This is a genomic window from Sphingomonas sp. AC435 (genome assembly GCF_979253005.1).
On sequence record NZ_CEEDCJ010000119.1, the window covers coordinates 1 to 234 of the forward strand.

The window sequence follows — 234 nt, forward strand, 5'->3', positions numbered from 1 at the left end:
GCATCATGAAGCTGCAGATCGATCATCTGCCGCTGTCGATGGGCGGGATGCGACCAACGCAAGGGCGCACGCGGGCGGTCATGCAGGTATCGGCGGGGTCGCAGTCGTTCAACAGCGTCACCACGCTACGCGTGCTGGGCCGTTGGATGCGGATGGTCACGATCCCGAACCTGTCGAGCGTTGCCAAGGCGTTCAATGAGGTCGACGATGCCGGGCGCATGAAGCCGTCCAGCT

General features: G+C 63.7%; 1 protein-coding gene. It reads left to right on the top strand.

Going from position 1 to position 234, the window contains the following annotated elements:
* Positions 1-234: NAD(P)H-dependent oxidoreductase (locus AC0CH8_RS19155; RefSeq protein WP_465241237.1), on the top strand; the 234-nt coding region annotated here is incomplete at both ends.